The 22,677-nt window shown below is 57.3% G+C and carries 21 protein-coding genes and 1 tRNA gene; 7 read left to right on the forward strand and 15 right to left on the reverse strand.

Translation table 11 applies throughout. The features are described 5' to 3' along the window. Window positions 1–10: 10 nt before the first annotated feature. Both BLS75_RS13275 and BLS75_RS13280 read right to left on the reverse strand, forming a co-directional pair. Complete coding sequence (locus BLS75_RS13275; protein ID WP_072451042.1) at window positions 11–574, reverse strand: fimbrial protein; 564 nt, start codon at window positions 572–574, stop codon at window positions 11–13. Window positions 575–745: 171 nt separating this feature from the next. Continuing rightward, on the reverse strand, window positions 746–1,372 hold the full coding sequence (locus BLS75_RS13280; protein ID WP_072451043.1) for a response regulator transcription factor: 627 nt from the start codon (window positions 1,370–1,372) through the stop codon (window positions 746–748). 202 nt (window positions 1,373–1,574) lie between these two features. Here BLS75_RS13280 and BLS75_RS13285 point away from each other — a divergent pair, with 202 nt between their 5' ends. Then, window positions 1,575–2,786, forward strand: coding sequence for an EAL domain-containing response regulator (locus BLS75_RS13285; RefSeq protein WP_072451044.1), 1,212 nt, complete (start codon window positions 1,575–1,577; stop codon window positions 2,784–2,786). A gap of 254 nt (window positions 2,787–3,040) precedes the next feature. Beyond that, window positions 3,041–6,544: a transporter substrate-binding domain-containing protein gene (locus tag BLS75_RS13290; RefSeq protein WP_239690664.1), complete on the forward strand. Its 3,504-nt coding sequence runs from the start codon at window positions 3,041–3,043 to the stop codon at window positions 6,542–6,544. A gap of 38 nt (window positions 6,545–6,582) precedes the next feature. Here the strand turns inward: BLS75_RS13290 and BLS75_RS32085 are convergent, their stop codons facing one another. Continuing rightward, window positions 6,583–6,879 carry a hypothetical protein gene (locus tag BLS75_RS32085; protein ID WP_143031427.1) on the reverse strand — a complete coding sequence of 99 codons (297 nt, stop codon included), beginning with the start codon at window positions 6,877–6,879 and terminating at the stop codon, window positions 6,583–6,585. Between the two features lie 676 nt (window positions 6,880–7,555). After that, window positions 7,556–7,756: a hypothetical protein gene (locus BLS75_RS32600; RefSeq protein ID WP_219737568.1), complete on the reverse strand. Its 201-nt coding sequence runs from the start codon at window positions 7,754–7,756 to the stop codon at window positions 7,556–7,558. 153 nt (window positions 7,757–7,909) lie between these two features. Here BLS75_RS32600 and istA point away from each other — a divergent pair, with 153 nt between their 5' ends. Together istA and istB are read left to right on the forward strand one after the other, a co-directional pair. Further along, window positions 7,910–9,409, forward strand: coding sequence for an IS21 family transposase (gene istA, locus BLS75_RS13300; protein WP_143031433.1), 1,500 nt, complete (start codon window positions 7,910–7,912; stop codon window positions 9,407–9,409). After that, window positions 9,402–10,205, forward strand: a complete 804-nt coding sequence (gene istB, locus BLS75_RS13305) for an IS21-like element helper ATPase IstB (protein ID WP_072451047.1) — start codon at window positions 9,402–9,404, stop codon at window positions 10,203–10,205. Before istA ends, istB begins: the two co-directional genes overlap by 8 nt. Window positions 10,206–10,584: 379 nt before the next feature. Here istB and BLS75_RS13310 read toward each other — a convergent pair. The 5 genes from BLS75_RS13310 to dapA all read right to left on the reverse strand — a co-directional run bounded on the left by BLS75_RS13310 (window position 10,585) and on the right by dapA (window position 14,275). Continuing rightward, window positions 10,585–10,674: transfer RNA gene (locus BLS75_RS13310), tRNA-Ser, on the reverse strand. An 84-nt stretch (window positions 10,675–10,758) separates the two neighbouring features. Further along, window positions 10,759–11,472 (reverse strand): phosphoribosylaminoimidazolesuccinocarboxamide synthase, encoded by a 714-nt coding sequence (gene purC / locus BLS75_RS13315; protein WP_011059799.1) that lies wholly within the window; start codon window positions 11,470–11,472, stop codon window positions 10,759–10,761. Window positions 11,473–11,500: 28 nt separating this feature from the next. Then, window positions 11,501–12,259 carry an MBL fold metallo-hydrolase gene (locus BLS75_RS13320; RefSeq protein ID WP_072451048.1) on the reverse strand — a complete coding sequence of 253 codons (759 nt, stop codon included), beginning with the start codon at window positions 12,257–12,259 and terminating at the stop codon, window positions 11,501–11,503. A 4-nt stretch (window positions 12,260–12,263) separates the two neighbouring features. Then, window positions 12,264–13,379 carry an outer membrane protein assembly factor BamC gene (gene bamC, locus BLS75_RS13325; RefSeq protein WP_072451049.1) on the reverse strand — a complete coding sequence of 372 codons (1,116 nt, stop codon included), beginning with the start codon at window positions 13,377–13,379 and terminating at the stop codon, window positions 12,264–12,266. A 17-nt stretch (window positions 13,380–13,396) separates the two neighbouring features. Then, complete coding sequence (gene dapA / locus BLS75_RS13330) at window positions 13,397–14,275, reverse strand: 4-hydroxy-tetrahydrodipicolinate synthase (RefSeq protein WP_011059796.1); 879 nt, start codon at window positions 14,273–14,275, stop codon at window positions 13,397–13,399. A gap of 327 nt (window positions 14,276–14,602) precedes the next feature. On the opposite strand from dapA, the gene BLS75_RS13335 reads away from it, so the two are divergent. Next, window positions 14,603–15,163: a glycine cleavage system transcriptional repressor gene (locus BLS75_RS13335; RefSeq protein ID WP_011059795.1), complete on the forward strand. Its 561-nt coding sequence runs from the start codon at window positions 14,603–14,605 to the stop codon at window positions 15,161–15,163. A 9-nt stretch (window positions 15,164–15,172) separates the two neighbouring features. Then, window positions 15,173–15,646 carry a peroxiredoxin gene (locus BLS75_RS13340; RefSeq protein ID WP_072451050.1) on the forward strand — a complete coding sequence of 158 codons (474 nt, stop codon included), beginning with the start codon at window positions 15,173–15,175 and terminating at the stop codon, window positions 15,644–15,646. A 36-nt stretch (window positions 15,647–15,682) separates the two neighbouring features. On the opposite strand, the gene BLS75_RS13345 is transcribed toward BLS75_RS13340, so the two are convergent. Both BLS75_RS13345 and BLS75_RS13350 read right to left on the reverse strand, forming a co-directional pair. Beyond that, window positions 15,683–16,753 (reverse strand): AI-2E family transporter, encoded by a 1,071-nt coding sequence (locus tag BLS75_RS13345; protein WP_047284335.1) that lies wholly within the window; start codon window positions 16,751–16,753, stop codon window positions 15,683–15,685. 40 nt (window positions 16,754–16,793) lie between these two features. Next, the gene (locus BLS75_RS13350) at window positions 16,794–17,033 is read right to left on the reverse strand and encodes a sulfurtransferase TusA family protein (protein WP_011059792.1); all 240 of its coding nucleotides are present in this window, start codon (window positions 17,031–17,033) and stop codon (window positions 16,794–16,796) included. Between the two features lie 232 nt (window positions 17,034–17,265). Here BLS75_RS13350 and BLS75_RS13355 point away from each other — a divergent pair, with 232 nt between their 5' ends. After that, window positions 17,266–18,699 (forward strand): M48 family metalloprotease, encoded by a 1,434-nt coding sequence (locus BLS75_RS13355; RefSeq protein WP_011059791.1) that lies wholly within the window; start codon window positions 17,266–17,268, stop codon window positions 18,697–18,699. Window positions 18,700–18,774: 75 nt separating this feature from the next. Here the strand turns inward: BLS75_RS13355 and BLS75_RS13360 are convergent, their stop codons facing one another. The 4 genes from BLS75_RS13360 to rpoE all read right to left on the reverse strand — a co-directional run bounded on the left by BLS75_RS13360 (window position 18,775) and on the right by rpoE (window position 22,595). Continuing rightward, entirely contained in the window at window positions 18,775–20,205 is a 1,431-nt protein-coding gene (locus tag BLS75_RS13360) for a DegQ family serine endoprotease (RefSeq protein WP_011059790.1), read from the reverse strand. A gap of 224 nt (window positions 20,206–20,429) precedes the next feature. Continuing rightward, window positions 20,430–21,386, reverse strand: a complete 957-nt coding sequence (locus BLS75_RS13365; RefSeq protein ID WP_041116484.1) for a MucB/RseB C-terminal domain-containing protein — start codon at window positions 21,384–21,386, stop codon at window positions 20,430–20,432. A gap of 8 nt (window positions 21,387–21,394) precedes the next feature. Beyond that, complete coding sequence (locus BLS75_RS13370) at window positions 21,395–21,982, reverse strand: sigma-E factor negative regulatory protein (RefSeq protein WP_011059788.1); 588 nt, start codon at window positions 21,980–21,982, stop codon at window positions 21,395–21,397. A gap of 31 nt (window positions 21,983–22,013) precedes the next feature. Then, window positions 22,014–22,595, reverse strand: a complete 582-nt coding sequence (rpoE, locus tag BLS75_RS13375; RefSeq protein WP_007930230.1) for an RNA polymerase sigma factor RpoE/AlgU — start codon at window positions 22,593–22,595, stop codon at window positions 22,014–22,016. Window positions 22,596–22,677: the final 82 nt, after the last annotated feature.

The following is a 22,677-nucleotide window of genomic DNA, read 5'->3' on the forward strand; positions in this document are numbered from 1 at the left end:
TGAGATCAAATCAGTTGTAGGACAGCATAAAGTTAGCGACGCTATTGAACGCCCCCGGGTTAATGGTGTCCGCAGCACCACCGTTACCTTTGAGATAAGCACTGAACGCCAGAGTGGCGTTAGTAGCACCTACGCTAATTAGTTGGCCTGCTGTCGCGGTACCCATAACAACCTGCGTACCGTTACCATCAGTAATTGCAATGCTTGCACCGCTAGCATCGCCAGTGATACCCAGCAAACCACCTGCACCGGCCGGACCATCGAACGTTGTCTTGACATTTTTAGCGGTCGCAAGGCTGCACTTTTCAAGGCGAATTTCAAAAGGTTTCGGCTCGGAGTTACCGCTGTTAGCCAGGGTAATGTTAGATATCGAACCCAATTCAACAGTTTGATCGACAGAGTTCGGATCAATAGAACAAGGAGCGTCAATAATAGCGCCGGTAAACGTAATTCTACCGTGACCCTGGTCTTTGGCTGGAGCTGGAGCTGGAGCTGGATCTTCGTCAGCAGCCTGTACGCCACAGGCAACACCTAACATCAACGCTGTCACTATGGCCAGTTTGTTGAATTTCATTTTACATTCCTAAATTAATTTTTTGTCCTATCGGGAGTTCAGTTGAGCCCTCGAAGCTCAAATGTCGCGAAACCATCGAGCCTGGGCCAGAATATGCGTTAGGAATGTAGAAGTACGCAGGACGTTACCCAAGACAGGCTAGGAAATATCCTACATAATTTCAGATGCCGATCAGATAGTCAGCGAGTTGCGCTTGGCAAATTCAGCTAGGTCCACCAACGAAGCGACGCCGATCTTTTGCAATAAACGGGTCTTATAGGTGCTGATGGTCTTATTGCTAAGGAATAACTTTTCACTAATCTTCTTGTTCGAAAAACCCTGGGCAAGATACTGCAATACTGTCAACTCTCGGTCGGTCAGCGATTGGATCTGCTTAAGTTCAGTCAACTGATCAGCTGAAATTACACTGTCAGAGACCAGCGAAGGGAAGAAGGTATAGCCCGCATCCACAGCCTTGACGGCAGCGATTAAGTTGTCGAGCCCCTCTTCCTTGTTGACAAAACCACGGGCGCCGAGCTGGATGCAGCGTCGGCAGACGGCGTCGGCCGGCTGCGAAGTCAGCATAAGTATCTCGCTGCGCACGTTCAGGGCCTTGATGCGGGTGATGACGCTGAAGCCATCAAGCTTGGGAATGCCAATGTCGAGAATCACCACCTGCGGGGTTAACTCACGTACTAGCTGAACAGCATCAAGTCCATTGTCTGCCTCGCCGACCACGCGCATACCGTGCTTTTCCAGCAGTATCTTGACCGATAGCCGAACCACCGGGTGATCGTCAACTATGAGAACACTATGCATCGTATTTTTACCTCTTGAGCGCGGCGGTGCGCAGCAGTGCAACTTAAGGATAGCTAAGGCTAACACCATTAGACGAACCGGTCCTACTGTAGGACCTTTGGCTGTCTGCCTTCGGAAATTTCCTAGAAAAGATAGGAAGCCTCTCATTTAGACTCTAGTCGCACCCTCTCACACTGCCCCCCCTTTTTTGTGTAGATGCGCAATGCAAAACTTGACTGTGATGGTGCTGGAAGATGAACCATTCCAACGCCTGGTCACTGTGACCGCGCTGGAGAAAATACTGTCGAGCCCCGTCCTGCAAGCCGCTGACGGAGACGAAGCAATTGCTGCCCTCGAAACTTGCAGCCACATAGATATCGTTCTCTGCGACCTTAAAATGGCAGGTACCGACGGGCTAGCCTTCCTACGCCATGCCAGCAGCAGTAGAAAAGTCCGTGCAGTAGCGCTGTGCAGCGAACTGGATCCAGTTCTACGCCATGCCACTGCATCGATGATCCACTGCCTTGGTCTAACCTATCTCGGCGATCTGGGGAAACCATTCAACAAGGAGGGTTTCAATGAATTAATCACGCGCTACCAAGCGCACTGTAATGCCACGCCCAGGTTATTACTTCCGTCCGAACTGCCAACTCTAAACGACGTGCTGCTAGGTTTGGACAACGGCGAGTTCGAGGCTTATTACCAACCCAAAGTCACCCTTCAAGGGCAAGCGTTGGTAGGAGCAGAAGTGCTCGCACGCTGGGCCCATCCGCAACTGGGGGTGCTAACACCTGCGCACTTCTTACCGGTGATGGAACAACACCACCTGATAGACAGAATGTTCTGGCATCTGTTCGAGCAGGGTTTGGCGCTGCATCAGCGACTGGTGGAGCTAAGGTTGGAGTCCCACTTAGCGTTTAACCTACATCCTATGCAATTAGCCAACCGTGCTTTGACTCATCGTATACCGATACTCCTCAGACAGGCGCAAGTGTCACCGTCTAGCGTGATGTTCGAGATCACCGAATCAGGTCTGCTCAATGCACCGGCCAATAGCCTGGAAAACCTCGTACGCTTGCGCATTCTCGGATGTGGTCTTGCCATGGATGATTTTGGAGCAGGCTACTCATCGCTAGACAGGCTCAGCGAACTGCCGTTCAGCGAGATCAAACTTGACCGGGCATTTGTACACAAGATGCAAAGCCAACCCAGAAGCGCGGCAATCATCAGCTGTTCGGTGGCCCTCGCGCAGTCTCTGAACATCGAATTGGTCATCGAAGGTGTAGAGACCCTCGAGCAGCAGGCTCGACTGATTGATCTGGGCTGCACCGTTGCCCAAGGCTTTCTATTTGCCCGACCTATGCCGGAAAGTCACTTCATAAACTACTGCATGGACCGAAGTACTCGCCGGGCTGAGACATCACCTGATGAATGAACGAAGGCAATAGTGCTGAACTAAAAGCGCGCTATCCGAATCGCTGACGACTACTATCGTTACGTCACGCCCCCAATACCACTCCCGCAAGGGTTGGCTCCGCCCCCCTGGGCACTTTCGGTCTGACCCCCATGTACCTACGCTCTCTCTGGCTAATCCTGTGCCCACTCCTGATAACCACTCCTGCAGTGTATGCACAGATACCTTTGCCCTATCAGGCGCTTGCCAGCAAGTTACATATTGACCACCACGAAATGGAAGCTTCGCCTGAAGATTGGCTCTGGCTGCGACACAAAAGTGAGCTGAAGGTCGGTGTATCCGCCAGCGAATCGGCACCGTTCTCGATCAAGACTGCAGAAAATCAGTACGAGGGTATCAGTGCTGATACAACGAACCTCATTTCGCAGCTATTGGGGGTGCCGTTGAAGGTCGTTCCATTCGCCAATGACGAGGAAGCCGAACAAGCGCTGATAGCAGGTACTATAGATTTGATCAGCGGAAATTATGGCCAAGCATCGCCCCTGGATCTGATTTTCAGCAAGCCTTACACCCAGGATCGGCTTGCCGTGTTCAAGCGTCGTTCGGAGTCTCGGCATTCGCCCGCCAATTTGGCAGGCTTGAGTGTGGCGGTCACCCGCGAGCACATTAACGAGTTACAGCAGCTGTATCCTCGGGCTAATTTCAAGGTCTACTCCGACCACGACAAGGCGATTGCCGCTGCCGCCTTTGGGCAGGCAGATGTTTATCTCGACGACCTGTATAGCGCTTATTACCAAATTAATCGTTCATTCTACGGTTATTTGAGCTTTGAGCGATTCAGCGAACTATCCATCGACGGTTACCGCTATGCCTTTCGCGGAGACAATACGCGACTCCAAGGCTTGGTTAACAGCGCCATCGTCGCCATCGGTGAGAATCAAATGAGGCACTTCGCGATGCGCTGGGTTGGTAACAACTTCGTTCCCAGATCAGATCCCATCGACCTCACGGTGCAAGAATCCCGATGGATTGAGCGTCATCCGGTGGTTCGACTGGTGATCAATGACGACTTGGCCCCAAGTGCATACTTCGATTCCAATGGGGTATTTATCGGCAGTGTAGCCGATCTTCTTGAAGTGATAACACTCAGTACCGGTCTGCATTTTCAGGTGACGTCGTATAGCGGTAGTTTCTCGCAAATCATGAATGCGCTACAAACGGGCGACTCCGATTTGGCACTTATGACTGCAAGCCCTGAACGTGAAGAGTTCCTGCGCTTTTCCCGACCGCTCTTCGTCGATCCCTTTGTGCTGCTCACCAACAGTCAAGAAAAACACAAGTTAGTAGACCTGGCCGATAAACGTGTGGCGATTGCCACCGGCCACGTCGCTATAAAAAGCCTGCAAGAACTCTACCCCAAAGCAATACTGATCGAAGCTGGTAGCACAGTGAATTCAATGAATCTTCTCTATGAGGGACAGGTTGATGCCGCGGTCACAGCGCTACCCGCAGCACGCTATTACATCGAGAGGTTATTTCGCGACAAACTGGTCGTCACTCAGGCGCTTGATATCGAACCTGGCACGATTAGCTTTGCTTACCAACGACGTGACGCGGAACTGCAGTCCATAATAGAGAAGGTATTGCAAAGCATGGAGCCGGATGAGCTCAATACCCTTTACAACCGCTGGCGCTCCCCACCGGGTATGAGCGGAGAGACCTGGATCAATTATGAACGGGTGATCCGTCAAATTGTATTAGCCGCAGTGGTGATGCTGTTGCTCGCGTTGGTCTGGGTGTTTTACCTACGTCGCGAGGTCAAAGTAAGAACCAAAGCCGAGCAGAAACTCAACGACCAACTACGGTTTGTCGAGACCTTGACTGACTGTATGCCCCCTTCCCTTTACGTGTGTGACTCCAATGGACGCATGGTGTCGTGCAACCGCAGCTTCCTCAAGAGTGTTGGCTTGAGCAGTGAACAGGTGCTGAACAAGACATCCGATCAGCTACCTAGTCAACATTTTGAGAGCTCGCTTGAGTTTCACCAGGAGCACTTGCATGCCATACGTGACAGCCAGACGATCGAATCGGTACATACCATTCAGCTACAAGGAAAAGAGGTATGGATTAGCCACTGGGTACAACCGTTCCAAAACTCAAAAGGCATCACCCAGGGAATTATCTGCGGCTGGTTGGATATCACCGAACATCGACAACTGGTGCAGCAGCTACAAGAAGCGAAGAGTCATGCGGACGAAGCCAGCAGGGCCAAGAGTAGTTTCCTGGCGACGATGAGCCATGAGATTCGTACGCCAATGAACGCCGTTATTGGTATTCTTGAGCTAGCGCTCAAGCGCGCCGATAGCGTACCTATCGATCGTGCCAGTATCGAAATTGCCCATACCTCTGCGAAAAGTCTCCTGGAATTAATCGGCGATATTCTCGATATTGCACGCATCGAATCTGGCCGTCTGAGCCTCTCGCCAAAACGCACCAACCTGAGGGAGTTGATTGAATCGGTCGCACGGGTGTTTGAAGGGCTGGCCCGGCAGAAACGCCTGAACTTGGTACTGGAGATCGACTCGAGCATCAATTGCGACGTACTGGTTGACACACTGCGTTTTAAGCAAATCCTCTCCAACCTCGTCAGCAACGCGATCAAGTTTACTGAAGAGGGCGCGGTAAAGGTCAGCATTACAGGTGTCTTGATCGATAGCAGCCTACTCAACGTAAGGCTTAGCGTCGAAGACACGGGGGTTGGCATCAGTCTGACTGATCAGCAGCGGCTGTTTCGCCCCTTTACCCAAGTGCAACGAAATGTGCAGCAAACCGAAGGTTCTGGCTTGGGCCTGGTAATCTGTCGTTCACTCTGCGAGATGATGGGTGGCCGGTTAAGCATGAATAGCGCGCTAGGCCGCGGCACGCAAATTGACGTTGAGTTGCGCTTACAAGTTCTGGAGCGCATCAGCATCTCGCCGATGCTAGCGACACCTGTGCACAAACAACGTTATCGTTTGCAGGTACTGGTGGTGGATGATCATAAGGTCAATCGAAAGGTGTTGTCTCAGCAGTTGGCGTTTCTCGGCCACGATGTCAGCGAGGCCGAAAACGGCCGGGAGGGCTTCGAACACTGGCGCGAGCAACCTTTTGATATTGTCATCACCGACTGCCATATGCCGATCATGGGCGGTATCGAACTGACACGGGCAATTCGGCGAGCAGAGCTGGAAAGCGCACAGGAACCTACGGTGATAATCGGCCTTACCGCCGATGCACAACCAGAGGAGTTAGAGCTGTGTATTCTCGCGGGCATGAACGATTGCTTGATCAAACCGATCGGAATTGATGATCTGGACGCCCGCTTGTTGGAGCACTATTTGGCTGATGACGTAGATCAGCCTGCCACGGAGCAACTAATATCCATACCTGATTCGTTCAAACTGGTAGATCTTGCACCGCTGGAGCTTCTAATCAGTAACGAACCGATCAAGTTTCAGCAGATCCTTGATGAACTGATCAAAAGCAATCGAAAGGACTGTCAGATGATGCAGGTACTACTGCAAAACGGTGAGATAGACAGCCTTGTAGAGCTGGCCCACCGGATCAAAGGCGCTGCGCGAGTAGTAAAGGGCGAGCAATTGGTGGAGTGCTGTAGAAGACTGGAAACCGCATGTCAGAATTCAAAGATTGATTCGGGACAGCTCCAGCAGTTGGTAGGGCAGGTCGAGGTAGCCATTGCTGCACTAGAGCATGCGTTACTGAGTCTTCGCCAACAATAACCTAAATAACCTTGCGCATCAAAAAGTATCCTCAGAGGTTACTCGACCTGCATCCCTATTCGTGTAGCACTTGATTTAAAGGCTGCACTCCCCAAAATCCAACACTCATCCAAAGAGCGTGGATAGTTTTCAGCGAGCCAAACCATTGGTACATACACATGATTATCTCGAATACGGACAGATATTTTATCCCTTAAGGTGGAAGTCGAAACGGCTTTTTCGATACCGCCAATAGCAGCCGGAACAAAAATACTCCCATCTTTCGAGATACCCACAGTACGCTTCCACACTGGTAGTTTTTCTATTTCACCAGAGCTAACAACTAACCATCGCATTTAGCGCACCACTTGACTCGCCATAATTTTATTATGGTCTCTCGCTATTTCATCTAATACAACAGGAGTTTTCCCAAACTTTTACTGACTCCTTCTGCATCTCTACTGCGTCGGCTTGCTAAGCTGCCCTTACGCAAACATCTAGATCCTTTAGGCTTCATCCGCAAATGCTGGGTGCCTTCATCCTTGGCCAACTAGTGCATTGCAAGCTCCCAATGCCATCTCAAACTGATAACTACCTACCAACACATCCCACTCGCAGACATCGAGTTCCCCAGGGTTTCAGCCGTAGCTGCTGATCATCCTTGACCAGGTAGCGCATCGCATAGTGGACATGCGAACGGACCTCCCGGTCATTGCGAAGGATGACTCCGATTCCCAGACTGTCCCCGTACCTGCCATTGTCCTGATTGCAGCTGTCGAAATAGCCCACTCCCCGCGTCATCCCCTCCCATAACTCGCCAATCTGCCGTGTCTTGTAGATATCCCGACACACCTTGGCACTGTTGAAGAAGAAAGCAGCGTGGATGTGGTAGCCCCGATCCTGCCCTTGCTCGACGCTACAGATATAGCCCGTCTCATGATCAAAAATTGGGTTGCGCTCACGCTCGGCAATTAACCTGTCGAGATCATTAAAAACGTGCTCAACACGCTGACTAGCTTGAGACTCCTTGTGCTAAGACAGATTGACCCTGACCACAACGGTACGTGCGTAACGATCCAGCACGGCATCCGTGTAATCAGTGACCCTAACTTCCTGCTTCTTGGACTGATACCGACGATCGTCCTTCTTACGGCGATACCATTGCCCCCGAATCAACTGACGAATCTTCACGACCAGCAGATTCATGCTGCGGTGATGGTCCAGATAGGCCATTCTCCCTTCATTCAGGCAGACAGGACCGGCTGGGCTCCTTTCCAACCTGATATGCTGACAGGCTTCCCAGAATGTTGCCGCTGACCGAAAACTGACCCAGGTGTTCAACTGCTTCTGCTCACTTTCCGAGCAGGAGAACACAGGGTGATCAGCATGGAAATGTTGGGAAAAATCCGGCGGATGTACTTCCGCGACAAGCTCTCGCTGCACCAGATAGCCAAGCGTACCGGGCTGTCGAGAAACACCATTCGAAAATGGGTCAGAGCACCCGAAGCCACTCAGCCGGCGTACCAACGGTGCGCAACCTTCAACAAACTCAGTCCATTTCACGAGACGCTGGAGCAGGCGCTCAAGGCCGATTCGTTTCGGGCAAAGCACAACCGCAGAAGCGCCAAAGCACTCTTCGAACAGATCAAGGCTCTGGGTTACGACGGCGGCTACAGCCAGCTCACCGCCTTCATACGCTCGTGGCGCGGTGAGCAAGGCAAATCGTTACGGGCCTTCGTACCGCTGACCTTTGCACTCGACGAGGCCTTTCAATTCGACTGGAGCGAAGAAGATCTGCTGATTGGCGGCCTGTTCCGACGCATCCAGGTCTCCCATATGAAGGTGTACGCCAGTCGCGCATTTTGGTTGGTTGCGTATCCCAGCCAAGGCCACGAGATGCTGTTCTATGCCCATACCCGCTCGTTTGGTGCGTTAGGTGGGGTGCCGCGTCGTGGCATCTACGACAACATGAAGACCGCTGCCGATAAGGTCAACAAGGGTAAAGGCCGCATGGTCAATGCCCGGTTTGCCGTCATGTGTGCCCACTACCTATTCGATCCGGACTTCTGCAACGTGGCCTCCGGCTGGGAAAAAGGCATCGTTGAAAAGAACGTCCAAGACAGCCGGCGGCGCATCTGGCTCGATGCTCAAAACTGCATATTCCACACCTTCGAGGAACTGAATGCCTGGCTCGGCAAACGCTGTCGTGCGCTCTGGAGCGAGCTGGTGCACCCGCAGTACAACGGGCTGACGGTGGCGGACGTCTTGGAGTTGGAACGGGTCGAAATGATGTCGATGCCGACGGCCTTTGATAGCTACGTCGAGCGCACCGTACGGGTCTCCAGCACCTGTCTGATCAGCGTGGCGCGAAATCGCTATTCGGTGCCGTGTGAGCAGGTCGGCCAGTGGATCAGCAGCCGTCTGTATCCTTCCCGGATTGTAGTCATCGCCGATGAAACGACGATTGCCAGTCATGAGCGCCTGTTTGATCGAGATCAGGTCAGTTTTGACTGGCAGCATTCCATTCCGCTTATCGAGCGCAAGCCCGGAGCGCTGCGCAATGGCGCTCCGTTTGCTGATCTGCCGGAGCCTTTGCAACTGCTAAAACGCGGTCTGAGGCGTCACACCAACGGTGATCGAATCATGACGCAGGTACTGGCGGCTGTGCCCATCGCCGGGCTCGATGCCGTGTTGGTGACGGTGGAATTGGTACTTGAATCAGGCAGCTTGAGTGCTGACCACATCCTGAATGTCCCGGCTCGACTGACATCGACAGCAGCCCCACCGTCCGCCGAAACCAGCCTTCAACTCAAGATAGTGCCTGTCGCCAATACGGCACGGTACGACCGGCTCCGTACCACCGATGAGGAGACTCGCAATGCGTGATCTTAAGGCGGAACTCAAAGAACTGCGTCTGCATGGTATGGCCAGCGCCTGGGAAGAACTGGCCTCGCAAGGCGAAGCCTCAACGACCTCGTCGAAATGGCTGCTTGCGCATCTCCTCCAACAAGAACATGCGGATCGAGCGGTGCGCTCAGTGAACCACCAGATGAATATGGCCAAACTCCCCATGCATCGTGATTTGGCCGGCTTCGACTTTAGCGCTTCCAGCGCAGACGCCCGCCTGGTCAGGGATCTGTCCAACCTGGAGTTCACCGATACCGCGCAGAATGTGGTGTTCATCGGCGGGCCTGGCAAAGGCAAAACACATCTCGCCACTGCCTTTGCTGTGTCCGGGATCACGACGCATCACAAAAGCGGGCGCTTCTACTCCATGGTGGATCTGGTCAATCTGCTGGAGCGCGAAAAGTACGACGGCAAGACGGGCCGCATAGCTCAAGGGCTGTTACGAACAGACTTGGTGATACTCGATGAACTGGGGTATTTGCCCTTCAGCCAGAGCGGTGGTGCCCTGTTATTTCACTTGCTGTCCAAGCTGTACGAGCACACCAGCGTGGTGATCATTACCAACCTCAGCTTCTCGGAATGGTCGAGTGTGTTTGGTGACGCCAAGATGACCACGGCGTTGCTGGATCGGCTGACACACCACTGCCACGTCGTCGAAACGGGCAACGAGTCCTACCGCCTGCAACACAGCAGCTTGGTCGCCCAGACGAAGATCAAGTCACGTGAACGAAAGCGCAAAGACGATGATGGTGCCGAGGACGATGAGCTGTTTTGATCTGCACCGAAAATACCCTGCCGCATGCCCACATGCGGTGGGGCTTAATGCCTCTTCCTCCGGGACACGATTGCTAAGCTTATCCATAATTGCTGATGTCAAATCAGCAATCCGCCCTGGGTCAATTTTCAATCGGCAGGGTGGGTCAGTTTTCAATCAGCGCCGACAGTCAACATGCGCTAGAGAACGCTATGGCAGTGCCAATGCGACACAGACGACCCTGGAGCCTGACGCACTCGCCAACACGGTAAAGCACTAGATCCCAAGCCACCTAACGACACGGATAACTTTTCAAAATCCACATGGGGGGAACAGATGGGGGAACAGAAACCGCAGAATGCAAAAAGGCCCCGCAAAGCGGGGCCTTTAGGCTAAATAATGGCGGAGAGATAGGGATTCGAACCCTAGGTACCGGTGAAGGTACAACGGATTTCGAATCCGTCCCATTCGGCCACTCTGGCATCTCTCCAACGGCGCGCATCATAACAGCACCTTTGCTCGAAGCGAAGCCCCCCGAGCAATTTTTTTCCGTGCTATCAGATGCTTGCGTCGATTACAGCGGTACGCCGAGGCGCTGGGCCACTTCTTCGTAGGCTTCGATCACATCGCCCAGGCCCTGGCGGAAGCGGTCCTTGTCCATCTTCTTCTTGGTGTCCTTGTCCCACAGACGGCAACCGTCCGGGCTGAACTCGTCGCCCAGAACGATGGAGCCGTCGCTGAACACGCCGAACTCCAGCTTGAAGTCCACCAGCAGCAGGCCGGCGTCATCGAACAGCTTGCTCAGCACTTCATTGACCTTGAGCGACAGCTCTTTCATGCGCGCCAGTTGCTCGGCAGTACCCCAGCCGAATGCCACCACGTGGGATTCGTTGATGAACGGGTCGCCCTTGGCGTCGTCCTTGAGGAACAGCTCGAAGGTGTAGGGGTTGAGCTTCATGCCCTCTTCCACGCCCAGGCGCTTGACCAGGCTGCCGGCGGCGTAGTTGCGCACCACGCACTCCACCGGAATCATGTCGAGCTTCTTAACCAGGCATTCGTTGTCGCCCAGCAGCTTGTCGAACTGGGTCGGCACGCCGGCGGCTTCGAGTTTCTGCATGATGAAGGCGTTGAACTTGTTGTTCACCATCCCCTTGCGGTCCAGCTGCTCGATGCGCTTGCCGTCGAACGCCGAGGTGTCGTTGCGAAACAGCAGGATCAAGCGGTCGGCGTCGTCGGTCTTGTAAACCGATTTGGCTTTGCCGCGGTAGAGTTCTTCACGTTTTTCCATGATGGGCTCCGCTTGCTAAGTAGGTGGGCTAGGCGATGTGGCGCCAGTCGAGCCCTGAATCTTGATCGGCCAGTTGCAGCCAGTCCGGGTCGCACCCGAGGGTGTCGACAAAACATTGCCGGGCCAGCTGCGGCAGGTTGTTCTTGCTGCTCAGATGAGCCAGGACCAGGTGCTGCAGGTCCTGCCATCCCAATTCGGCCACCAGGCTTGCGGCCTGATGGTTGTTCAAATGTCCCAGGTCGCCGCCAACCCGCTGCTTGAGAAAGTACGGGTAATAACCCCGTGCCAGCCGATCCCGGCAATGGTTGGCCTCGATCATCAAGGCGTCCAGGCCACGGTAGCCGTCCAGCACCTCGTCACAGTAGGAGCCGAGGTCGGTCAGCAGGCCGAAGCGCCGCTGGCCATCACTGAAGACAAATTGCGTAGGTTCCTGGGCGTCGTGGGCCACGGCAATCACGTCGATGCGCAAGGCGCCGATCTGCAGCGACTCGCCACCGCGGACAAAACCCGCGACCTCCACCGGTTTGCGCATCCCGCGCAACGTGCCCTGGCTGAGGTAGACCGGTAGATTGTAGCGCCGAGACAGCAAACCCACGCCATGCACGTGGTCGGCATGTTCGTGGGTTACCAGGATGGCGCTCAGCTGCGCGGGATGAACTCCCAGACGCAGCAGGCGCCGCTCGGTTTCCCGCAGGGAGAAACCACAATCCACCAGAACGCAGGTGTCGGCACTGACGATCAGCGTGCCATTCCCTTGGCTACCACTGCCGAGAACGGCAAAACGCATCGGATCAGCCCAGGTTGTCCTGAATCACGCCCAACACCTTGCGTGCCACATCGGCCGGCGCCACGGTGTTGATGTTCTTCTCGACGGTGACCTGGACGTTCTCGCCTACCTTGCTCAGGCGAACCTGATAGCGCTCGGCACGGGCTTCGACCTCTTCCTTGGCCGGCTTGCTGCCGAACAACTTGCCGAAGAAGCCCGGCTCGTCGTCTTTCTTCTCGGCTTTTTCCGCCAGGTTGATGTAGTACAGGCCCAGGCTGCGGTTGATGTCCTCAACCCGCCATTCGCCCTGTTCCAGGGCACGGCCAACGCTGGACCAGGCGCGATCGAGGTCGGCGCCCAGGTTCAGCACCGGGTTGCCGCTGCCGTCCTCGCTGAGGCTGACCCGGCTCGGGGTATCGAAATCGCGGGCCGCCAGCAGAGACACCGAACCGCCCTTCTCGGAGGTGCGGCTCATGCTTGCCAGCATGTCGTCCACCAGCGCTGCGTCCAGGCCGGTGTTGACCGAACGGTTGGTGAACTCCACGTCAGCGGTGCTGCCGGCGGGACGCTCGGCACTGACCACGTAGACTTCACTGGTGTTGCGCTGCACGCCTGGCTCGATGCGTACCCGCACGCGGGTTTCGCTGTCGGCGGCGACGCCGGCACTGCTCAGGCGCTTGGCCACGGCAGCGGAAAGCTCGTCGGAACGCTGCCAGCCGGTGGTGAACTCACCGGTTTGCGGGCGCTGCTGATCCAGGCGGAAACCGTTGTCCTGGAAGAACTGCACCGCCACTGGCCAGACTTCGGCCGGTGGATGCTGGGCCATGACCCAACGCGAATCGCCGCTCTTTTGCAGGGTGTAGTCGCTGGCATCGGCAATGGCCGACAGCGGCTGGGGACGAGGCACTTCGTACTCGCCCTTGACGTTGTCGTCGGCCACGTTGCGCGGAATCGGCAGCAGAGGGTCCAGACGCTTGGCGGTCTGTACATCCGGCGGCAATTGCATCGGTGCTGTTTGTTGCGCTTGCAGGTAATCGCTACCCCGGTCACGGAAGTAGCCTTCCGGGCCCCAGATCCAACCGCAGCCACTGGTGCTGGAGATAATCAAGGCAAGTGCGGAAAGTCCGGCCATTCGCTTCATGCGTTGTACTTCCTCAATTAAACCAAGACGCCGGACTGGCGCATGGCCTGCCGCAGCGGTTCGTGACAGGCGGCACTGAGCCAGGTGAGCGGCAGACGGATACCGTCCGGCATCAAGCCCATTTCGTGCAGGGCCCATTTCACGGGAATAGGGTTGGATTCGATGAACAGAGTCTTGTTCAGCGGCATCAGGGTCTCGTGGATCTCCCGAGCCTTGGCGGCATCGCCGGCCATGGCCGCGGCGCACATCTGGCTCATGGCCCGTGGCGCGACGTTGGCGGTCACCGAGATATTGCCCTTGCCGCCCAGCAGGATCAGCTCGACTGCGGTGGCGTCATCGCCGGAGTACACCAGGAAGTCGCCGGGCACACCGGCCAGGATGGCCTTGGCGCGCTGCAGGTCGCCGGTGGCTTCCTTGATCCCGATGATGTTCTTCACGCTGGACAGGCGGATCACGGTCTCGGCCTGCATGTCGCATGCGGTGCGGCCCGGAACGTTGTAGAGGATCTGCGGGATGTCCACGGCCTCGGCAATGGCGCGGAAATGCTGGTACAGGCCTTCCTGGGTCGGCTTGTTGTAGTACGGGGTCACCAGCAGGCACGCATCGGCGCCGGCGATCTTCGCATTGGTGGTCAGCTCGATCGCTTCGCGCGTCGAGTTGGCGCCGGTACCGGCGATCACTGGAATGCGCCCTGCAACCTGGGTGACCACCCGACGAATCACTTCGATGTGCTCGTTCACATCCAGGGTGGCCGACTCACCTGTGGTGCCGACCGCCACGATGGCGTTGGTGCCCTCTTGCAGGTGGAAGTCCACCAGTTTGCTCAGGCTGTCCCAGTCGAGATTTCCCTGTGCATCCATGGGTGTGACCAGTGCCACCATACTGCCCGCAATCATGCAACCGCTCCTGCCGGAAAAAGAGAGCGGTAATGGTACTGGCGCCAAGTTCCTTGCACAAGCGAAGTCCCGCGCCATGAGCATTCCCCTGAGCGATGGTTTTCGCTACCCTTCAGGCTTTGATCGCTACTGATAAGCGTGTAGACCGGGTTATCGCCTGCCTGTTGGATCTGCAAAGCCCCATTCCCGCGTTGCCAGCCTGTGTTCCGAGCGTTTCGGGGCCAGTCGCCGGCTTGTGGTCCGAGGCCTTGAAGTTCCGCCGGCGACGCTTGCCCGGTACAGGCTTGTCAAAAAAGTACCGACCGCTCATCGCTTTAGGAATGCTGCATGTCCACCCCCACAGTTCGCGAACAATTCCTTGTCATCAGTGCCCTCGGCGCCAACCCCATGGAGCTGACCAACGTCCTGTGCCGCGCCAGCCATGAAAACCGCTGCGCCGTGGTGACGTCGCGCCTGACCCGGCATGGCGAGTGCAGCGCGCTGGTTCTGGAGATTTCCGGCAGCTGGGACGCCCTGGCGCGCCTGGAAAGCAGCCTGCCGTTCCTGGCCAAGAAGCATGCCTTCACGGTCAACGTGGTGCGCAGCGCCGCCCTGGAAAGCCGCCCCCAAGCCCTGCCTTATGTGGCCTACGTCAGCGCCGCGTACCGCTCGGACATCGTCAATGAGCTGTGCCAGTTCTTCATCGACCATCAGGTCGAGCTGGAAAACCTCACCTGCGATACCTACCAGGCTCCACAGACCGGCGGCACCATGCTCAATGCCACCTTTACCGTGACCCTGCCCGCCGGCACCCAGATCAGTTGGCTGCGCGACCAGTTCCTGGACTTTGCCGATGCCATGAACCTCGACGCGCTGATCGAACCCTGGCGCCCACAGAACCCTATGTAAGGAAGCCCCATGGCCGTTGCTATCGATCAACCTATTGCCGATTTCCAGGCCCCCGCCACCAGCGGGCAGACCGTCAGCCTGTCCGGCCTCAAGGGCAAGCAAGTGGTGATCTACTTCTATCCCAAGGACAGCACCCCGGGCTGCACCACCGAGGGCCAGGGCTTTCGCGATCAATACACAGCCTTCCAGGCTGCCAACACCGAAGTCTTCGGCGTTTCCCGCGACAGCCTGAAGTCCCACGAGAACTTCAAGTGCAAGCAGGAATTCCCCTTCGAGCTGATCAGCGACAAGGACGAAGCCGTCTGCCAGCTGTTTGACGTGATCAAGCTGAAGAAGCTCTACGGCAAGGAATACCTGGGCGTGGACCGCAGCACCTTCCTGATCGACAAGGACGGTGTGTTGCGCCAGGAATGGCGCGGGGTGAAGGTACCCGGGCACGTCGACGCCGTACTGGCCGCGGCCCAGGCCCTGAACAAGGCCTGAAATGACCGGGGCGGCTGTATCAGCCGCCCCGCGTATCTAGAGTAGAGGTGCCACCACCGGGTCCTTCCTGGGCCAGGCATCCAGCACCGCCTTGAACAGGGTCGCCAGGGGAATCGCGAAGAATATCCCCCAGAACCCCCACAGCCCGCCAAACAGCAGCACCGCACAGATGATCGCCACCGGGTGCAGGTTCACCGCGCCGGAGAACAGCAGCGGCACCAGCACGTTGCCATCCAGGGTCTGGATGATCCCGTAGACCGCCATCAGGTAGATGAACTGATCGCTCCAGCCCCACTGGAACAGCGCAATCAGCGCCACCGGTACCGTTACCACCACGGCGCCGACATAGGGCACCACCACCGAGATCCCCACCAGCAGAGCCAGCAGGGCCGCATAATTCAGGCCCAGGGCGACGAAGGCGATGTAGGTCACCCCGCCACAGATGACGATCTCGATGACCTTGCCGCGAATGTAGTTGGCGATCTGCCGGTTCATTTCATGGGCCACGCGAGTAATCAGCGTACGTTCGCGGGGCAGATAGCTGATCACCCAGCGGCTGATCATCGCCCGATCCTTGAGGAAGAAGAACACCAGGATCGGCACCAGTACCAGGTAGATCATGATGTTCACCAGCAAGGGCAGGCTGGACAGGGAGAAGGTCAGCGCCCACTGGCCGAACTTGCCGATCTCGCCCCTGGCCACTTCGATGGCCTGCAGCACCTGCTCGTCGGACACAAGATGCGGGTAGCGCTCGGGCAACAGCAGCAACAGCGACTGCCACTTGGCGAGCATGCCCGGCAGCTCGTTGAACAGGGTGATCAACTGATGCCAGAGCAACGGCACCACCACCAGGATGAACACCAGCAGCAGCCCCATGAACAGCGCGAACACCAGCCCCACGGCCGCCCCGCCAGGCAGGCGCAGCCGCTCCAGGCTCACCACCAGCCCCTGCATCAGGTAGGCCAGGACCATCCCCGCCAGCACCGGCGCGAGCATGCCGCCCAGGGTCAGGACGGCAGTGAAGGCCAGAAACAGCAGAACGGCCAGCACCACCGCCTCTTCATCCGAGAAGTAGCGCTGGATCCAGTCACGTAGCACTTTGAACATCGATGTTCCTTAGATGAAGGCCCTCAAGGGCAGACTGCGCTCAGGCCTTTTTCAACCAGTAGCGATACACCCCGGCCTCATCCTCTTCACGCAGCAGGGTATGACCGGCCAGGCGGGCGAAAGTGCGGAAGTCACGCTGGGAGCCGGCATCGGTGGCAATGACCTTGAGTACCGCGCCACTGGCCAGGCGATTGAGTTCCATCTTGGCCTTGAGCAGCGGCAGCGGGCAGTTCAGGCCGCTGGCGTCCAGCTCGGCATCATGGGCGACAACATCGGTCATTGGGTTACTCCGATCATCAATTCAAGGTGTCTAGAATACCCTGCAAGCCAGGCTCGCCGGCAATAAAGAAGGCCGACACCAGAGCACTGCCGCGCGCTGCCGGAGCCACGATCAGATAGACGCCGGAATTTACCCAAAAGCACTTTTTATCCTCAGAGTTTTCACTGGCTTTGTCTGGTCCCCGGCCAGGTGTCCAGCTACAGTAGAGCCTTTGTCGATTAAGGCTTTGTGCATGAATGTATTGCGCCCTACCCTGCTGACGCTCGCTTGCCTGCTCGCCTCACCGGGCTTCGCCGACGACCTGCCGTCACTTGGTGATGCCAGTTCAGCCATTGTCTCTCCGCAACAGGAATACCAACTGGGCCGTGCCTGGCTGGCGTTGCTGCGCAGCCAGGTTTCGCAGCTCAACGACCCGCAACTCAAGGACTATGTCGAAACCAGCGTCTACAAACTGGTGGAAACCAGCCAGGTCAATGACCGGCGCCTGGAGTTCATCCTGATCAACAGCCCGCAGCTCAACGCCTTCGCCGCTCCCGGGGGAATCATCGGGGTCAATGGCGGGCTGTTCCTCAATGCCCAGACCGAAGGCGAGTACGCCTCGGTGCTGGCACACGAACTGGCGCACCTTTCCCAGCGCCACTTCGCCCGGGGGGTCGAAGCCCAGCAGCGCATGCAGGTGCCGATGATGGCCGCCCTGCTGGCCGGGATCGTGATTGCCGCCGCTGGCGCCGGGGACGCGGGGATCGCCACCATCGCCGGCACCCAGGCCGCAGCCATCCAGGAACAGCGGCGCTTCTCCCGGCAGAACGAGCAGGAAGCCGACCGCATCGGCATCCTCAACCTGGAAAAGGCCGGCTACGACCCGCGCTCGATGCCCACCATGTTCGAACGCCTGATGCGCCAGTACCGCTTCGATGCCAAGCCGCCGGAATTTCTCCTGACTCACCCGGTGACCGAATCGCGGATCGCCGACACCCGCAACCGTGCGGAACAGGCCCGGCAAGGCGGCACCGAAGACAGCCTGCGCTACCAGTTGATCCGCGCCCGGGTGCAACTGACCTATGAGGAATCGCCAGGGCTGGCCGCCAAGCGTTTTCGCGCGCAGCTCGATGAGAACCCGAAGAACGACATCGCTCGCTACGGCCTGGCCATCGCCCAGATCAAGGGCAGCCAGTGGAACGAAGCACGGGAAAACCTCAAGCCCCTGCTGGCCAAGTCGCCCAACGACGTGACCTACAACCTGGCTCAGATCGAACTGGACATGGCCAACAGCCGCCTGCCGGACGCGCAGACTCGGGTCGAAAGGATGCTCAACCTGTACCCGGGCAATTACCCCTTGAACCAGATCCGCGTGGACCTGCTGCTCAAGCAGAACCGCCCGGCCGATGCCGAAAAGGCCCTGGAAGGCCTGCTGAAAAGCCGCCCGGACGACCCGGATGTCTGGTACCTGGTGGCGGAAACCCGCGGCCTGTCGGGCAATATCATCGGCCTGCACCAGGCCCGAGCCGAGTACTTCGCCCTGGTGGGCGACTATCGCCAGGCCATCCAGCAGCTGGACTTCGCCAAGCGCCGGGCCGGCAGCAACTTCCCCCTGTCGTCGAGGATCGACGCTCGCCAGCGCGAGATGATGGACCAGGAACAGATGGTCAAGGACATGATGCGCTGACATTGACGCAAGCCACAAAAAAGCCCGCCTCTTACGAGGCGGGCTTTTTATTGGGCAACCTCAGAGGCTGGCGAATTACTCGGCCAGCTTGAAGGTGATGAAGCTGGCTCGCCCCTGACGCAGTACCCGCATGGACACCGAGCGGTTCTTCGGCAATGCCTTGGCGATTTCAGTGAACTCCTTCGCCGAAGTGATCGCCTGATTGTTCAGGTGAGTGATCACGTCGCCCGGCTGCAAGCCGATCAGCGCCGCAGGACCGTCCTGGACTTCCTTGATGACTACCCCGCCCTTGAGGTCGAAGGCTTTCTTCTGCTCATCGTTGAGCTCGACCACCGCTACACCCAGACGGTTGCTGCTGCGCTCGACACCCGACTTGGGCAGCATGCTCAGGTCTTTGTCTTCTTCAGGAATAGCGCCGACGGTCAGCTCGACATTCTTGCGCTTGCCGTCGCGGATCACTTCCAGGTTGGCCTTGGCCCCGGCCTTCAGCGCGCCTACCAGGTGCGGCAGGTCGGCCGACATGACGATGGGCTGGCCATTGAGGCTGAGGATCACGTCACCCACTTGCAGGCCGCCCTTGGCCGCCGGGCCATCATCCTGGATCTGTGCCACCAGCGCGCCGGCCGGTTTCTCCAGGCCGAAGGATTCAGCCAGGTCCTTGTTGACCTCCTGGATTACCACGCCAAGCCAGCCACGGCTGACTTTGCCACCGGTTTTCAGCTGGTTGGAAACGTCCATCGCCACATCGATCGGGATGGCGAAAGACACGCCCATGAAACCACCGGAGCGGGTGTAGATCTGCGAGTTGATCCCCACCACTTCACCGGCCAGGTTGAACAGCGGGCCACCGGAGTTGCCCGGGTTGATCGGCACGTCGGTCTGGATGAACGGCACGTAGTTTTCGTTCGGCAGGCTGCGACCGATGGCACTGACGATACCCTGAGTCACGGTATGGTCGAAGCCGAACGGCGAGCCGATGGCCACCACCCACTGGCCGGCCTTGAGGTCCTGGGATTTACCCAGTTTCAGCACCGGCAGGTCTTTTCCATCGATTTTCAGCAGTGCTACATCGGAGCGTGGGTCGGTACCGATCAGCTTGGCTTTCAGCTCACTGCGATCGGCCAGACGCACAAGAATTTCGTCCGCATCGGCGATCACGTGGTTGTTGGTGAGGATGTAACCGTCCGCGGAGATGATGAACCCGGAACCCAGCGACTGCGCTTCGCGCTGACGATCCCCGCGCGGAGAGCGTGGCTGGGGCATGCCCCGTTCGAAGAACTCGCGCAGCATTGGCGGCAGGCCTTCGAGATCGGGCATCTGAGCCGAATTGGAAACCCGGCGGTCCGGCAGTTTCTGCGTGGTACTGATGTTCACCACCGCAGGCGAGGCCTGCTCGACCAGTTGGGTGAAATCAGGCAGCTCGGCCGCCTGAGCAGAAACGGCCTGCCCAAGCACCAGCACGGTGGCAAGAATGGTGAAGTAGGACTTCAAGCGTGGTATCGACATACGGCTCCCGTTACGACGAGCGTGGTTAAGCGATATGGAACAGCAAATACCGAAACTGCAGGGGCGGCATCTTTGTTCCAGGAACGACAAATAAGGTCAGAACCGAGGGGGTTCTGACCTATAGAAAAACTCTGGGAATTTTGCAAATGAAATTGCTGACCAAACATTTCATCTTCTCAATTGTGGAGCGGGCATCACTGACCTCTTACACAACCAACAAAGGCTCATTGCTTGGCAGTGGCATCGGAACGCATCGACAGCGCAATACGTTCAGCAGTACCAATGGGGATCTCCCCGACCACCGTGACCATCATCTCGCCATCGGGGGTAGTCAGGCGGCGTGATACAGCCACCGTAGGTCCGAGCTGAGTGCGGGTATCGGTGACCGTCGCGCCGTTGAGCGGCTCGAGAAACACCGAAAAGCGCGCAAGACCATCGTCATACAGCAGGCTGTTGACCATGGATTTGGTTTCCGGATCCTTGCGGGCACTGCTGCTGGTCAATTCGAAGCCCGGAGGCAGCCAGTCGGAATGCCAGGTTTGCACAGTCTTGACCGCCGAGGCCTTGTCGCTGTCCAGAGACACCGGCTTGCAGCCAGCGCTGGGACGCAACTCGACGTCGTCAGGCACATCCGCAGTATCCAAGCGAGTGAACTGGAAGCGCTCCAGCAACTGCCCCTTGTCGTTGAGCAACAGGGACTTGAGCGGCAGCCCAGTCTCACGATCCAGGTGGAGCTCGAAACCATAGCGATGCTGGTCCTTGGGCGTGACCGAGACGATCACCGCCTGGCGACCGGCCACGCGCGACTTGCCGATGACAGCAAGGTTGTACCAATTCTTGAGTTTTTGCGGGTCCAGGGCTCGGGCGGCACCGTCCGGGGAATCCCCGAGCCCTGCCACCAACTCGCCACTGACGCACTGGGTACGACCATCGACACGCACCACCTCTTGAGCGGACCCATCGAGCTGGATCAACCGCTCACGGACCTTTCCATCCTGGACGCGATGCCAGATGTTATGGGTAGAAAAACTACCGTTGCGCTCGTAAACGAAAGTGCCCTGAAAGCTTTGCTGCTGTTCCGCTTGCCCAAGACGCTGCAACCAGTCCTGGGCTTCGTCGGCATGGGCTGGAACCACAAACCAGCCACTGAGCAGAAGCGTTAATAGAGGTATGGCGCGCATGATCCTCCTTAGCGGTTTTCCAGGCTTGCCGCACGGGCGTAAGGCAGAGCGCTTTCAGTGCCTTTGAGTGCAGCTTGCTGGGCGTGCTGGCGCAAGTAGCTTGGCAGACGCTGATCGTGCCAGCCTGGCTGCCCTTGCAGGACGCCATTGGCCATGGGGCCAGTAGCTTCCGAGCTTTCATTGTAGCCGGCCAGTACTGCCGGCCCTTTGACTTGTGGAGTCGCCAGGGTGGGCTGGCCGGTTTGCTGTGCCAACTCGACACCTGCGATCTCGTCCTGGTTGTACAGGCGAACACCGGCCAGCACGGCCACGGTCACCGAGGCAGCTACTGCCAGACGGCCCAGGCTGCGCCAAGGTCCGCGGGAGGCTTTGGCCGGCACGGCCTCATCAGCCAGAGCTGCAGAAACGGCAGCGGCGATGTCCAGACGCGGAAGCAGCAACTCCTTGTGCATGGCTGCCCGGGCGATTTGATAACGGGCCCAGGTCTCACGGGTTTCCACTTCGTCGACGGCATTCAATACCCGACGCAATTCCAGTTCGTCCGCTTCGTTATCCATCACCGCGGACAGCGATTCCTGCAGGGCTTCACGACTCATGGCGGTTCCTCTCTTGGCTGTCGCCGCTGTCTCAGGTTTCCTGCAACAACGGCTGCAGGGCTTTATCGATGGCTTCCCGAGCGCGGAAAATCCGGGAGCGCACGGTACCCACCGGACACTGCATGACGCTCGCAATGTCCTCGTAACTCAGACCATCGAATTCACGTAAAGTTAAGGCCGTACGCAAATCTTCAGGCAGTTGCTGGATGGTTCGATGGACGGTGCCCTCGATCTCATCCCGCAGCAACGCACGCTCCGGCGATTCGAGATCCTTCAGGCCATGATCGCCGTCATAGAACTCCGCATCCTCAGAACTTACATCGCTATCCGGCGGCCTGCGGCCGCGTGAAACCAGATAGTTTTTCGCCGTGTTGATGGCGATACGGTACAGCCACGTGTAAAACGCGCTGTCACCCCGAAAATTACCTAGCGCACGGTAAGCCTTGATAAAAGCTTCTTGTGCAACATCCTGGGCTTCATGGGTGTCGTGCACGAAACGCACGATCAACCCGAGAATTTTGTGCTGGTACTTCAGCACGAGCAGATCGAACGCTCGCTTGTCGCCACGCTGAACGCGCTCGACCAGCTGCTGATCCTCTTCCTGGGTTAGCATGAACACTCCTCGATAAGCTCGGAGGAGGCTTGCATCACTAAACGATCAGGCTTGCAAACATAGACTCGGGCTTTTCGCAAAA

The sequence above is a fragment of the Pseudomonas sp. NFPP12 genome (assembly GCF_900103205.1).
In the GTDB taxonomy this organism is placed as follows: Bacteria; Pseudomonadota; Gammaproteobacteria; order Pseudomonadales; family Pseudomonadaceae; genus Aquipseudomonas; species Aquipseudomonas protegens.